General features: G+C 72.3%; 11 protein-coding genes. 2 read left to right on the top strand and 9 right to left on the bottom strand.

The window, feature by feature from the left end; genetic code table 11:
* Positions 1 to 210: 210 nt before the first annotated feature.
* A complete protein-coding gene (locus EXE59_RS04095; RefSeq protein ID WP_135837755.1) occupies positions 211 to 990 on the bottom strand; it encodes a lysophospholipid acyltransferase family protein in 780 nt (259 codons plus the stop codon).
* A 47-nt stretch (positions 991 to 1,037) separates the two neighbouring features.
* Positions 1,038 to 2,252 (bottom strand): pyridoxal phosphate-dependent aminotransferase, encoded by a 1,215-nt coding sequence (locus EXE59_RS04100; protein WP_135837756.1) that lies wholly within the window; start codon positions 2,250 to 2,252, stop codon positions 1,038 to 1,040.
* A 42-nt stretch (positions 2,253 to 2,294) separates the two neighbouring features.
* Here EXE59_RS04100 and EXE59_RS04105 point away from each other — a divergent pair, with 42 nt between their 5' ends.
* Positions 2,295 to 2,939, top strand: coding sequence for a GNAT family N-acetyltransferase (locus EXE59_RS04105; RefSeq protein ID WP_135837757.1), 645 nt, complete (start codon positions 2,295 to 2,297; stop codon positions 2,937 to 2,939).
* 43 nt (positions 2,940 to 2,982) lie between these two features.
* Here EXE59_RS04105 and trxA read toward each other — a convergent pair whose 3' ends face one another.
* The 7 genes from trxA to EXE59_RS04140 form a co-directional block, all read right to left on the bottom strand.
* A complete protein-coding gene (gene trxA, locus EXE59_RS04110) occupies positions 2,983 to 3,306 on the bottom strand; it encodes a thioredoxin (RefSeq protein WP_135837758.1) in 324 nt (107 codons plus the stop codon).
* Between the two features lie 262 nt (positions 3,307 to 3,568).
* A complete protein-coding gene (gene trxB, locus EXE59_RS04115) occupies positions 3,569 to 4,582 on the bottom strand; it encodes a thioredoxin-disulfide reductase (RefSeq protein ID WP_135837759.1) in 1,014 nt (337 codons plus the stop codon).
* Between the two features lie 124 nt (positions 4,583 to 4,706).
* On the bottom strand, positions 4,707 to 5,459 hold the full coding sequence (locus EXE59_RS04120) for a hypothetical protein (protein WP_135837760.1): 753 nt from the start codon (positions 5,457 to 5,459) through the stop codon (positions 4,707 to 4,709).
* Between the two features lie 44 nt (positions 5,460 to 5,503).
* A complete protein-coding gene (sigM, locus tag EXE59_RS04125; RefSeq protein ID WP_135837761.1) occupies positions 5,504 to 6,172 on the bottom strand; it encodes an RNA polymerase sigma factor SigM in 669 nt (222 codons plus the stop codon).
* Positions 6,169 to 8,091: a protein kinase family protein gene (locus tag EXE59_RS04130; protein ID WP_135837762.1), complete on the bottom strand. Its 1,923-nt coding sequence runs from the start codon at positions 8,089 to 8,091 to the stop codon at positions 6,169 to 6,171. The genes sigM and EXE59_RS04130 overlap by 4 nt, the downstream gene beginning before the upstream one ends.
* A gap of 64 nt (positions 8,092 to 8,155) precedes the next feature.
* Positions 8,156 to 9,796 carry a murein biosynthesis integral membrane protein MurJ gene (murJ, locus tag EXE59_RS04135; protein ID WP_135837763.1) on the bottom strand — a complete coding sequence of 547 codons (1,641 nt, stop codon included), beginning with the start codon at positions 9,794 to 9,796 and terminating at the stop codon, positions 8,156 to 8,158.
* On the bottom strand, positions 9,793 to 12,057 hold the full coding sequence (locus EXE59_RS04140; RefSeq protein WP_135837764.1) for a DUF6049 family protein: 2,265 nt from the start codon (positions 12,055 to 12,057) through the stop codon (positions 9,793 to 9,795). Before EXE59_RS04140 ends, murJ begins: the two co-directional genes overlap by 4 nt.
* A 53-nt stretch (positions 12,058 to 12,110) precedes the next feature.
* Here EXE59_RS04140 and EXE59_RS04145 point away from each other — a divergent pair, with 53 nt between their 5' ends.
* The gene (locus EXE59_RS04145; RefSeq protein ID WP_135837765.1) at positions 12,111 to 13,559 is read left to right on the top strand and encodes a CCA tRNA nucleotidyltransferase; all 1,449 of its coding nucleotides are present in this window, start codon (positions 12,111 to 12,113) and stop codon (positions 13,557 to 13,559) included.
* The last annotated feature ends 88 nt before the right edge of the window (positions 13,560 to 13,647 follow it).

The following is a 13,647-nucleotide window of genomic DNA, read 5'->3' on the forward strand; positions in this document are numbered from 1 at the left end:
TCGTACGAGCGCGTCGAAACCCTGAGGGGAGGCGAGCCCGCTCGACAGCCGGGCCAGCGGACGAGGTTGTCAGGCTCTCCCTGAAGTTGTCAGGCGTTGCAGAGGCCGACACCATCAGCGATCCCCGGCTGAGCCGGGGATCACTCCAGGAGCACACCGCCACCAAATGTCGACAAAACCACAAAGCGACAAGTCGCCCTGTCGACTGATCTATTTGTCGCCTTGTCGCTTCGCCCTCTTGGCGGCACGCTTGCGGGCGCGGTCGCGCTTCTCCTCGGCGTCGAGGCGGGCCGCCTCCTCGAGCGTGGGGGCGGATCCGCCCATCGACGCCGGCACCCACCAGGACCCGGGGGGTTGTTCGTCGGCCGGGTAGGCGGCGACGGTGTCGGCGAGCATCTGCGACATCTGCGCCTTGAGCCGGGCGGTGTCACCGATGGGGTCGTCGCCGGTGGGCCGCATCGGCTCGCCGACCGTGAGCGCGATGGTCTTGCCGCGCGAGAAGTCGCGCGGGTGGTCCTTGGTCATCATCCGCTGGGTGCCCCACATGATGACGGGGACGAGCGGTACGCCGGCCTCGGCCGCGAGGCGTACGGCACCGGTCTTGAACTCCTTGAGCTCCATGGCGCGTGAGATCGTCGCCTCGGGGAAGATTCCGACGGCCTCGCCCTGTCGCAGGTAGTCGACGGCCGTGCGGAAGCTCTGCAGGCCTTCGCCGCGGTCGACCTCGATGTGGTGCAGCGAGCGCATCAGCGGGCCGACGTAGCGATGGTCGAAGAGCTCGCGCTTGGCCATGAACCGCACCAGGCGACCAGAGGGGTTGGCAGCGAGGCCGCCGTAGACGAAGTCGACGTAGCCGATGTGGTTGTAGGCGAGCAGCACGCCGCCCTCGCGCGGCACGTGCTCCGTACCGGTCATCACGATGCGCTGGCCCAGCACCTTGAAGGCCGCCTTGGCGGTGACGATGATCGGGGGATAGGTCACATCGCGCATGGCGAGGAGCCTAGGGTCCACGGGGTCGGGACCGCGACCCTTCGTGATCAGCGTCGCGTGGCGAGGAAGTCCGCGATCCGGCCGATCGCCTCCTCGAGGACGCCGGCCTCGGGGAGCGTGACGAGACGGAAGTGGTCGGGCGTGGGCCAGTTGAAGCCCGTGCCGTGGGTGACGAGGATCTTCTTGGCCCGCAGCAGGTCGAGGACGAACTCCTGGTCGTCGTCGATCGGGTAGACCTCCGGGTCGAGCCGGGGGAAGCAGTAGAGCGCCCCACGGGGCTTGACGTTGCTGACACCCGGGATCTCGTTGAGGAGCCGGTGCGCGAGCATCGACTGCTCGTAGAAGCGGCCGCCGGGGACGATGAGCTCCTCGACCGACTGGTAGCCGCCCAGGGCGGTCTGGATCGCGTGCTGCGCGGGCACGTTGGCGCACATGCGCATGTTGGCAATGAGGGTCAGGCCCTCGAGGAAGTCGGTCGCGACCTCCTTGGGGCCGGAGATCATGACCCAGCCGGCGCGGTAGCCGCAGACCCGGTAGGCCTTGGAGAGCCCGGAGAACGTCAGGCACAGCACGTCGTTGCCGCCGTAGCTGGCCGCATGGTGGTGCTGGGCGTCCTCGAACAGGATCTTCTCGTAGATCTCGTCGGCCATCACCACGAGCTCGTGGCGTCGCGCGATGTCGACGAGCGCCTTGACCGTCTCCTCGCTGTAGACGGCACCCGTGGGGTTGTTGGGGTTGATGATGACGATGGCGTGGGTGTTCTCGGTGATCTTGGCCTCGATGTCGGCAAGGTCCGGGTTCCAGTCGTCGTCCTCGTCGCACCGGTAGTGCACGGGGATGCCGCCGGCGAGCGTCACGGCGCCCGTCCACAGCGGGTAGTCCGGGGCCGGCACGAGGATCTCGTTGCCGTCGTCGACGAAGGCCTGCAGCACCATCGAGATCAGCTCGGAGACCCCGTTCCCGATGAAGATGTCCTCGACACCCACGTCGCGAAGCCCGCGGGACTGGTAGTAGTGCATGACCGCCGTCCGGGCCGACCAGATGCCCTGGCTGTCGGCGTACCCCTGGGACTGCGGCAGGTGGTGCATCATGTCGGCGAGGATCTGCTCGGGGGCCTCGAAGCCGAACGGCGCGGTGTTGCCGATGTTGAGCTTGAGGATGCGGTGGCCCTCGGCCTCGAGCCGCTGTGCCTCGACGAGGATCGGTCCGCGCACGTCGTAGCGGACACCTTGCAGCTTCTTGCTCTGTCGGATCGGGCGCACGCCTCATCCTCTCAGGCGCCGTCCGCGGCTAGCATCGGAGTTGTGTCCCGCAAGACCGCGCGCCTGACGGTCGACCACCTCGCGGAGCTGGCCGACCCGGTCCGCTCGTGCCTGTTCTGGGAGCTCGGGCCGGTCGACCGGTCCCGGCTCGACGAGCAGGAGCGGATCGCGGAGAAGGAGAGCTGGCTCTCCTCGACGCTGCGCGACTGGGGCTCGTGCGGCCGGGTTGTCCGCGTGGACGGGCGCACGGTCGGCCACATCGTGTACGCCCCGGCGGCCTACCTCCCCGGGGCCGCCGCGCTGCCCACGGCACCGACGTCACCCGACGCGATCGTGGCGGCGACGGCGTGGATCGAGCCGGGCCTGCGCGGGGGCGGGTTGGGACGCCTGCTCGTGCAGGCGATGGCGGCCGACCTGGTCGAGCGTGGACACACCGCGATCGAGGCGTACGGCGACACCCGCGGGCGTACGCAGGGCTGCGTGCTGCCCGCCGAGTTCCTCGGAAGCGTCGGGTTCAAGACCCAGCGTGCTCACCCGACGACCCCACGCATGCGGATGGAGCTGCGGACCGCCCTGAGCTGGAAGGACGAGGTCGAGCTGGCGCTCGAGAAGGTGTGGGGCGTCGTGCGCCCCACGCAGAAGGCGACCCGCCCGATCGGATCGGTGCGGGCCGCCTCCGGCGACTGACGGGTCTCGTGACGGGCGCTGGGCGCCCTCCTCGACCAGCGGGTCAGATGATGCCCTCGAGCTCCTTGAGGAGCGCGGCCTTGGGCTTGGCGCCGACGATGGACTTCACGACCTCGCCGCCATGGTAGACGTTGATGGTCGGGATGCCGGTCACGCGGTAGGACGAGGGGGTGACCGGGTTCTCGTCGACGTTCATCTTGAGGAACGTGAGCTTCTCGCCGTGCTCGGCGTTGAGCTCGTCGAGGATCGGGGCGACCTGGCGGCACGGACCGCACCACTCGGCCCAGAAGTCCACCAGGACGGGCTTGTCGGACTTGAGGACCTGCGCCTCGAACTCGGCGTCGGTCACGGCGGCGATGTTGGCCACGGAACTGCCCCTTTCACATGAGGTCTCTGCGTCGGGTGTCGGTCCCCGACGGGGATGTCCAAGTGAACACCACCCCGGTGACAGTTGTTCCCGACCCGCGACGCAGGAAGGACCGCGACTCCCCGTGGCGCGACAGGGATCGACGGGTCGCCGGCACCGCGTACGGGGACGGACACCCGCAGCCTCCTCGCGACCGACCCGACGTTGGGGCGGCCACGACATCCTGAGGTGAGGACAGCGACGACTGAGTGAAAAATTTCACTCAGGCGCGAGCGGTCTCCTTCTGCTCCTCGATGGCCTCCACGGTCGCAGCGGCGTCGCCGGCGGTCGAGGCCTCGTGGTCGAGGGCGGCGATGAACCGCTCGGCGTCGAGCGCCGCGGCGCAGCCGGTGCCGGCCGCGGTGATGGCTTGGCGGTAGTGGTGGTCGACCAGGTCGCCGGCGGCGAACACGCCGGGCAGGTTGGTGGCCGTCGACGGGTGCTTGACCAGCACGTAGCCGTCGTCGTCGAGGTCGACCTGGCCGGTGAGCAGCTCCGAGCGCGGGTCGTGGCCGATCGCGATGAACAGGCCGGTGACGTCGAGCTGGCGCTCCTCGCCGGTGACGGTGTCGCGCAGGGTGATCGACTCGAGCTTGTCGGCCCCGTTGATGGCCGCGACCTCGGAGTTCCACACCATCTCGAGCTTGGGGTCGGCGAACGCCCGCTCCTGCATGATCTTCGAGGCGCGCAGCTCGTCTCGGCGGTGGATCAGGTAGACCTTCGAGCCGAAGCGGGTCAGGAACGTGGCCTCCTCGACGGCGGAGTCGCCACCGCCGATCACGGCGATCGCCTGCTCGCGGAAGAAGAAACCGTCGCAGGTCGCGCACCACGAGACGCCGCGGCCGGAGAGCTCCTCCTCGCGGGGCAGGCCGAGCTTGCGGTAGCCCGAGCCCGTCGCGAGGATCACCGAGCGCGCCGTGTAGGTGTCGGTGGCGGTCTTCACGACCTTCACCTCGCCGGTGAGGTCCACCTCGACGACGTCGTCGGAGACCAGCTCGGCGCCGAACCGCTCGGCCTGCGCGCGCATCTCGTCCATCAGGGCCGGGCCCATGATGCCGTCCCGGAAGCCGGGGAAGTTCTCGACCTCGGTGGTGTTCATCAGCGCACCGCCGGCGGTGACCGATCCCTCGAACACCAGGGGGTGGAGCGAGGCACGGGCCGCGTAGACGGCGGCCGTGTAGCCGGAGGGCCCCGAGCCGATGATGATGACGTTGCGCGTCTCGGTGCTGGTGCTCATGGGTGGATCGGACTCCTGGGTGATCGGGGGAGGTGACCGCGGGAGGTGAGGGTCAGCCTCGGTGGGCCGTACGCCGTGCTCAACCGATCGTAGGCGACGGTTGTTCCGTGGCCGGCCCCAGCGCTCAGGGCGCGGGCAGCGTGAGCGTACGCACCGGGTCGGGCGTGCCGCACACGTAGAGCTCGACCTGCTGGGCCGCGCCGTCGGGGCGGCGGAAGACGACGACGCCGCGCCCGCCGTCGACCTCGGCGAGGAGCCGGCGACCCTGGCCCAGGCTGGGCAGGGCGCAGCTGCCCAGGGCGTCGGCCGAGCCGAGGTACTGCGACCGCGCGGCGGCGTCGGGGCGCAGCTCGAGCACCCGCTCGTCGAGCGCCTGGTCGGTGGACGACAGCGTCGGGTAGCCGGCGAGCGGGGTGGGAGCGGAGCTCTTGAGCGACTCGGGTGCGAGCTCGGCGCCACCGGCGTCGGAGTCATCGGACCCGGACTCCGACTCGGACTCTGACTCCGACCCTGCCCCCGCCTCGGCGGGTGCGTCGGCGACCGAGGAGTCCGCGCCGGCGGTGCCGGCGTCCTCGGAGCCGCGCGGCAGGACCTGTCCGATGGCGACGCCTGCGACGACGACCGACGCGGCGGCCAGCAGCCCGACGCCGGCCATCCGACGCCGGCGGGAGGCGAGGTCGACGACCGGGGCTTCCCGGTCGGAGGCGTCGGGACGCGGCGGGTCCAGGGGCTTCGAGCCGCGGTCGGCGACGAGCGCGGCCAGCGTCTCGTCGAGGCGGGCGACGACCTCGGCCGGCGGCGGCCCGTCGTGGCGGGCGTCGGCCAGCAGGCGACGTACGGCGTCCTGCTCGGGCGGCAGGTCGGACGCGTCGGCCATCGTGGGTCACCTCCTCGGGGGTCGGGTGGGGAACGGGGGCGGGCTCAGGGCGCGGGCGGGCCGCGGGGCCGCACGGTGGGTTGGACGGGACCGTCCGGGGGCGGGTTCCCGGGAGGGGGGTCACCCGCGGGGTGGCGCAGGTCGCCCAGCAGGCCGGCGAGCCGGGTGCGCCCGCGCGAGCAGCGTGACTTCACGGTGCCCTCGGCACAGCCGAGCATCTGCGCCACCTCCGCCACCGGGTAGCCCTCCATGTCGACGAGGACGAGCGCGGCCCGCTGCTCGGGCGGGAGGGTGGCCAGCGCGTCGAGGACCCGGCGGCGGCGCTCGGCGACCTCGGCCGCCTCGTCGGGCCGGTCGTCGCGGGCGTCGGTCGCGACCACGGTCCCGCGGTCGTCGACGTCGTCGGGGAGCGCGTCGAAGCGCCGGATCTTCGCGGCACGGAGCCGGTCGAGGCAGGCGTTGACCACGACCCGGTGCAGCCAGGTCGTGACGGCCGCCTCGCCACGGAAGGAGCCCGCCCGCCGGAACGCGGCGACCATTCCGTCCTGCAGTCCGTCGGCGGCGTCGTCGGGGTTGCCCATGGTGCGCAGCGCGACGGCCCACAGCCGGTCGCGGTGGCGGGCGAAGAGTGCGCCGAAGGCGTCCGGGTCGCCGTCTACGTGGGCGCGGAGCAGCTCCTGGTCGGAGCGTTCGTCGCTCGCCGGCGTGGTCATCCGAGGACCTGCACCTCGGTGATCGTCCCGCGGAACCCGCCCTCGACCGGCGGCAGGATCGTCAGCCAGACCGTGACGTAGCGACCCGAGACCGCCTCGTCGAGGTCGATGGCCAGGTCGCCGGCGCCGGACGCCGTCCCGACTGGCGTGAGGCCGGCGATGCCGGTCGGCGGCTCGGAGGTGACGTACGCGGCGAGCGCGGTCTGGCCGCCCTCGGTCGACACCAGCACCTGGCGCACCGCCCGCGTCGAGCCGAGGTCGACGACGAGGCCCACACCGGTCTTGAGGCCGGCGGGACCGAAGTTCTGCAGGTAGGTCGAGGTGCTCCACGAGGTGGCCGGGTCGCCGTCGAGGACGTTGGGCACGGAGTCCGGGTTCTCCACGCCGCCGTCGGTGCCCTGGGGGTCGAAGTCGTCGGCGACCAGGTCCTCGAACGGTGTCGGCTCGGCCACGGTCGGGGACGGGGATGTCGTCGGCTCGTCGCTGGAGCCGGGCGTCGGCGGCGTGAGTCCGAGCTGGTAGGCCGCGACCGCCGCCACCCCGACCAGCAGGCAGGCGCCGACGATCATGGCGAGCCGGATCCAGCTGCGACCGGGCACCTGCTCGCCGGTGTCGTCGAGACCGTCGCTGGTCCCCCAGCGGTCGCCGGGCCAGGACCCCGATCCCCACGACCCGGTGTCACGACCCGCAGGCTGCACGCCGGAGCCGCGGCCCGCATCCTGGCTGGACTCCCACGGCCAGTAGTCCGGGTTGGCCGAGGCGGCGCGACTGCCGGCGCGCGGGCGGCGTACGGGCTCTCCCTCGGGCGGGTCGGGAGCGAACAGGGGCTTGGGCGCGGGCTCGTGGAGCGGGGGCGGAGGTGCGGGCTTCTCGGCGCGGGCGCGGAGCCAGTCGACCTCGTCGTCGTCGTGGAAGACCGGCATCCCGGCCTGGGTGGGCAGCTCGGTGACCGGGACGGCGTCGACCTCGGTCGCACCCTCGGGCTCCGGCTCGGGCTGGGGCTCCGGCTCGGGCTCCGGCTCGGGGTCCGGCTGGGGCGCGGGTGCCGGGTCGTCGGCAGCCACGACGGGAACGACCGCCGTCGGCGTCGGGGGCGAGGACGGGTCGGCCGCCTCGGGGACGGCCGGTCGTCCGCCCGCCACCGGCACGTGGGTCCCGGTCATCTCGCCGACGTAGTCGAGCAGGAGGTCGCGGATGGTGCGCGCCGACGGGTGTCCGCTGGTGGCGGCATCGTGCGGGTTGAGCACCTGGTCGCAGAGCGCGTCGAGCACGCGGGGGATGCCCGCGCGCACCCGCCGGGGGCGCAGCACCTCGCCGTGGACCTCGGGCGCGGGCGGCACGGCCGACTCCGACACGCCCGCCCACTTGCCGGTGAGGGTGCAGTAGAGCAGGCCGGCGAGGTCGATCTCGTCGACGTTGGTGCGCCCGGGCGGCAGGCCGCGCAGGGCCGCCTCGACACCGAAGCCGATCAGGCGCACCTGGCCGTGCTGGTCGACGAGCACGTTCTCCGGCGTCAGGGAGCCGTGGGCGAGTCCGGCGTCGTGGGCCTCGGCGATGCTGTCGGCGACCTCGGCGACCAGCCACGCGGCGCGACGGGGCGCGAGTGGACCCTCGCGGGTGAGCAGGATGTCGACGGAGTCCCCCTGCCCCCACTCGTGGACGACGAAGCACAGCCCGTCGGCCGACTCGGCGTCCAGCACCCGCAGGAGGCGACGGTTGACCACCGGGCCGGTGCGGCGGGCCGCGTCGAGCATCGGCTGGGCGCGCTCGTCGTCGGCGGAGAGGATGTGCACGGCCACGGGCCGGTGCAGCACGAGGTCGTGGGCTCGCCAGAACCTGCCCGACCCGGCCTCGGCCAGGAGGTCGTCGAGGCGGTAGCGCTCGGCGAGCACGTCACCGGCCTGCTTCGACGTCGGCACCGCTCACCCCACCTCCCTCACGCTTCCCACTGCTTCCCACTGCTTGCCGCCACTCTAGGGAGTCTCACGTCCTCCGCAGCCGCGCCGCGACGGTGTCGACCAGGCCGGTGACCTCGCTCACCCGCAGCAGACGCGCACCGAGGAGCACGACCACGCCGCCGGCGAGCGTGCTCAGCCCACCGCGGGTCACTCCGACGAGCGGGCCGGGCTGGTCCCCGAGTCCCGCCATCGACAGCCCCACCAGCCACGTCACGGCCGCGGCGGCAGCGAGCACCACCGCCATCCGGACGAGGAACCGCAGCAGCTGGGGCGTCTCCAGGCCACCGACGGTCCGACGGAGCAGGACGAAGCTCGCCAGCGCGCCGACGGCGTACGAGGCGAGGTAGGCGAGCACCAGCATCGGTGCGGTCTCCGAGGCCGGGCGGTTCGGCACGAGCGCGGTCGCGACGGCGATGTTCGTCAGCGAGACGGCGAGCTGGATGAAGAACACCAGCCGGGTCATCTCCATCGCGTAGAAGCCGCGCAGCATGAAGTAGTGGACGGTGAAGAAGACCAGCGCCGGCCCGAACAGCGCGAGGGTCGGCGCGAAGCTGGCGGCCCGCTCGGCACCGTCGCCCCACCCGAAGGCAGCGCCCGCGACGTCGCCCGCGACGATCGGCAGCAGCACGGCGAAGGGCAGCACCAGTGCGAGCGAGGTCCGCAGCGTGGAGCCGACGGTGCTGCCGAGCTCGGGGAGGCGGTCCTCGTGCGCGAGCGAGGAGAGCCGCGGCAGGACGGCCGTCGCCAGCGAGACCGTGACGATCGCGTGGGGCACCATCATGATGAGCAGGCTCGTGGAGTAGATCGTGATGCCGGTGCCGTCGCCGCCGTCGGCGGTGCCGCCCGAGGCGAGCTTGACCACGACGAGGTACGCGGCCTGGGTGGCGATGACGAACAGCACCGTCCACACGCCGAGCGACAGCGTCTTCCTGAGCTCGGGGTCGCGGAAGTCGAAGCGCGGCCGGTAGACGAAGCCGGACGACCGGAGGTAGGGCAGCAGCACCAGGCACTGCGCCGCGATGCCGATCGTCGAGCCGAGGCCGAGCAGCACCTCCTGCGCGGCGTCGAAGGGGGCGTACTGGGCGACGGTCTTGCCGGCGGGGCCCCAGACGACGAGGTAGACCACGAGCATCGCCATGGCGATGAGGTTGTTGGCGATCGGCGCCCACATCATCGGACCGAAGCGGCCGCGCGCGTTGAGCACCTGCCCGACCAGCACGTACATGCCGTAGAAGAAGACCTGGGGCAGGCACCACCGGGTCAGGTCGATGATCGACTCGAGGTGCGCGGCACGGTCCGGGTCGAGGTAGCGGTCGTCGAGGTAGATCTTCAGCAGCTGGGGTGCGAGGACGACCAGGAGCACGGTGACCGCGCCGAGGAAGAGCGCGGAGAGCGTGATGACCCTGCTGGCGTACGCGTCGCCGCCGTCGGGGTCGTCCTTGATCCGACGGACGAGCTGCGGCACCAGGACGGCGTTGAAGATGCCGCCGGCCAGCAGGATGTAGACCATGTTGGGCAGCGTGTTGGCGATGGTGAACAGGTCGGCGCGCAGGAAGGCGCCCAGGGCGGTCACCAGGAGGGCTGCCCGGACGTAGCCGGAGGCCCGCGAGACCACCGTGCCCGCCGCCATCACCGCCGACGAGTGCAGGATGCGCTGCTCGGTCATGGTCGCTCCGCGGTCGTGCCCTCGAGGTCGGCGCGGTCGACGTCGCCTGCGGCCCGCTCCGTGATCGGCGCCGTCCCCGGCTCTGCGTCGGATGCGGCCAGCTCGGCCCGGCGCTGCCGGATCTGGCCGGGCAGCCGGTAGCCGATCATCCCGAACAGCACGAGCGCACCCACGACCATGACGATCCAGATCAGCGCGCTCACCCGCGCCGCCCGGATCGGCAGTTCCGCCGACGAGCCGAGCGGGACCCCGTCGGGGCTGGTGACGGCGAGGCGGAGGTTGTGCACGCCGCCCTGGGTCGTGCTCGCCTCGAACCGCACGACGCTGCGCGCGCGTGGTCCGAGCTCACGCACGCCGTCGCCGCCGGTGACGGTCATGTCGCCGTCGGTCGCCACCTGGATCCGTACGCTCACCGGCTGGTCGAGGCCGTTGACCAGGGTCACGCCGAGCGGCCCGGAGTCGCTGGAGAGCGTCACGGCGGGCGGCACCTCGATGGAGACCTTGTCGAGCTCGGCCTGGAGCGCCGCGTCCACCCGGGCGGCTGCGGCCCGCCCCAGGCGCGGGCGCTCGCGGTGCTGCTCCGACAGGCTCACCAGCACCTCGTCGCGGACCTGGTTCTCGACGAGGGTCTGCTGCGTCAGCACCTGCTCGAGGAGCGTGGCCTTGGCGGAGGCCCGGTTCGCCACCGCGAAGTTGGAGGGGTCGAGCTCCTCGCCCTGGTCCTCCTCATTGTAGGCGAGTCTGGACGTGGCCACGTCCGTCGCCGGGCCGTCGGCGACCTGCTCGACCGGGACGACCTCCAGCCACGACTGCTCGAGGTCGGTGAAGAACGAGTCGGCGTCCTCCCCGCGCCAGACCGTGGGCAGCGTGACCACGAGCGGGGCCCGCTGCCCGTCGATGAGGCGGATCGCTGCCTCGCTCAGCAGCCGCTGCCGCAGCGCGAGTGGGTCGTTGGCCGCGGTCGGCCCGGGACCGCCGGCCTCGGCACCCGTGCTGGTGACGACCACCTCGCGGTCGAGCAGGCGTACGACCGAGCGCTCGGGCGGGATGGCGAAGGCGTTGTCGCCGAGCAGGACGACCGCACTGGTGGGCGTGCGGGCGAGGGCCTCCGCGCTCAGCACGTCGCTGGCGGGCGCGATGGCGAAGCGGGCCGAGATGCCCATGGCGCCCATCACCTCGGCGCTCCGGTCCAGGGCCTGGTCGTAGCGCGTCGCGTCGTTGCGCACCGCGGCCGAGACGTCGAGGTCGCCGTAGGGGAGCACGAGGACCTGGTCGGTGCCCACGAGCGCCTTGAACCGGAGGAGCCAGTCCGACGCGGCCTCGGCCAGCGCGGCCTCCTCCTCGCTGGGCTCCTCGGTGGGCTCGGGCTGCGTGGGGGACAGGGACTCGGTCGGGCTGGCGGTGCTGGTGTCGTCCGTGGCGCCGTCCTCGGTGCCCGCCTCGGGCTCCTCGGTCGGGGTCGGCTCCGGGAGCGTCGCCGGGTCGGGGGCCAGGGTGCGTGGCCCGTTGCCGTTGGCCAGCCTGCTGAGGGCGACGAGCACGGCCGGGTCCACGAGCCAGCTGTACGGCGTGGTGCCGGCCGACTCGGCCATGTCGAGGACGCCGTCGAGGCTCCCGCCCTCTTCGAGGCGCGCGGCCCAGCGCTCGGCTCCCGCGACGGACCCGTCCCGGGCGTACCAGATGCGGTGGCGGACCGGCAGCACGACCGACGCCTCCTGGGTGCGGTCGCCGGTGGGCCGCATCGGGATGAACGTGCGGGCCCGGCCGTCGGCGATGTCGTCGCGCGGCACGGAGCTGTCGCCGAGCGCGTGGATCCCGATCCAGTAGACGCCCGGCTGGCCGGACGTCTCGAAGAGCTCCACCGGGACGGTGTCGGTGAAGGTCGCGGTCTGGCCCGGCGCGAGGGTGTCGACGGTGTCGAAGGTGCCGGGCGCGGTCACCCGCTGCCCGACGAACTCGCTGGCCGGCACGGTCAGCGACGCCTTCAGCGTGGCGGCGTCGAGGATCGGGGTCTGTGCGGAGAACGCATGGAGGTTGACCCGCGTGAAGGTCTCGTCGCTGACGTTGGTCACCGTGCCGGTGATCTCGACGTCGCCGTTGCGCGGCAGCTCGGGGCTGATCGTGTCGATGTGCACGACGAGCGGGTCGGGGTCCTCCGCGGCGGCCGCCGCCACGGACGGCGCCGCGGCGAGCCCGGCGACCGCGCCGCCGAGGGTCAGGAGCCCCGCCAGGGCAGCACGGAACACGGACGGGCGGGGCACGCACCGATGCTAGTTGTTAGGTGGTCCCTGACCGGCACCTAGACTGTCCTGTCGTGTCCGACGCCGCCCTGCCCCCGCTCACGATCGTCGAGATCCAAAGCCGCGTCGCCGCCGAGCTGAGCCGCATCGGCTCGGTCATCGACGAGCTCGGTGCCCGGTTCGCCGAGGCCGGCGAGGAGCTGGCGCTGGTCGGCGGGCCGGTCCGCGACGCGATGATCGGGCGACTGCAGAACGACCTCGACTTCACCACCTCCGCACGCCCCGACGTGACCGAGAGGCTGGTCGCCGGCTGGGCCGACGCGGTGTGGGACATGGGCCGCGACTTCGGCACGATCGGCTGCCGCAAGGGACCGTGGCAGGTGGAGATCACGACGTACCGCTCGGAGACGTACGACCCGTCCTCCCGCAAGCCCGACGTCGACTTCGGCGACACCCTCGAGGGCGATCTCGGGCGACGCGACTTCAGTGTGAACTCGATGGCCGTCCGGGTGCCGGGCCGCGACTTCGTCGACCCGTTCGGCGGCATCGTCGACCTCGCCGAGCGGGTGCTCCGCACGCCCGGAGCACCGGAGGACTCGTTCTCCGACGACCCGCTGCGGATGATGCGGGCCGCACGCTTCGCCGCACAGCTCGGCTTCTCGGTCGCTCCCGAGGTGGTCGAGGCGATGACGGCGATGGCCGGACGGATCGAGATCATCTCCGCCGAGCGGGTGCGTGACGAGCTGGTCAAGCTGGTCTGCGCGCCGTACCCCCGGCTCGGCCTGACCCTCCTCGTCGAGACCGGCCTGGCGACGTACGTGCTGCCGGAGCTGCCCGCCCTGGCGCTCGAGCGCGACGAGCACCACCGCCACAAGGACGTCTACGAGCACACCCTGACCGTCCTCGAGCAGTCCATCGACCTCGAGCACCGCCTCGGCGGCGGCCCGGACTTCGTCAGCCGGTTCGCCGCGCTGATGCACGACGTCGGCAAGCCGCGGACCCGCAGGTTCGAGGACGGCGGCATCGTCACCTTCCACCACCACGACGTGGTGGGCGCCAAGATCACCCGCAAGCGGATGAAGGCGCTGCGCTTCTCCAACCACGACATCGACGCAGTCGCGCGACTGGTCGAGCTGCACCTGCGCTTCCACGGCTACGGCTCCGGCGAGTGGACCGACAGCGCGGTGCGCCGCTACGTCCGTGACGCCGGCGACCAGCTCGAGCGGCTGCACATCCTCACCCGGGCCGACTGCACCACCCGCAACCAGCGCAAGGCCGACCGCCTGCGCCGGACGTACGACTCCCTCGAGGAGCGGATCGCGCGGCTCTCCGAGGAGGAGGAGCTGGCCGCGATCCGGCCCGACCTCGACGGCAACCGCATCATGGAGGTCCTCGGCATCGGGCCCGGCCGCGAGGTGGGGCAGGCGTACGCCTTCCTCCTCGAGCTGCGGATGGACGAGGGACCGAAGTCGCGCGAGGAGGCCGAGGCCGCGCTGCGCGAGTGGTGGGCCGCGAGGTCGTGATGCCGGGCCCGGCTCAGCCGAGTCGGCTCGTCCTGCCCCCCGACATGCGCCGAGTCGGCGCATCCTGACGTGGTCAGGTGTCAGGACG

Origin of the sequence: Nocardioides eburneiflavus (genome assembly GCF_004785795.1) — a bacterium.
In the GTDB taxonomy this organism is placed as follows: domain Bacteria; phylum Actinomycetota; class Actinomycetes; order Propionibacteriales; family Nocardioidaceae; genus Nocardioides; species Nocardioides eburneiflavus.

Coding starts and splice junctions, on each gene's coding strand:
- murJ (WP_135837763.1), bottom strand. CDS start 9,796: ATGACCGAGCAGCGCATCCTGCACTCGTCGGCGGTGATGGCGGCGGGC.
- EXE59_RS04120 (WP_135837760.1), bottom strand. CDS start 5,459: ATGGCCGACGCGTCCGACCTGCCGCCCGAGCAGGACGCCGTACGTCGC.
- sigM (WP_135837761.1), bottom strand. CDS start 6,172: ATGACCACGCCGGCGAGCGACGAACGCTCCGACCAGGAGCTGCTCCGC.
- trxB (WP_135837759.1), bottom strand. CDS start 4,582: ATGAGCACCAGCACCGAGACGCGCAACGTCATCATCATCGGCTCGGGG.
- EXE59_RS04095 (WP_135837755.1), bottom strand. CDS start 990: ATGCGCGATGTGACCTATCCCCCGATCATCGTCACCGCCAAGGCGGCC.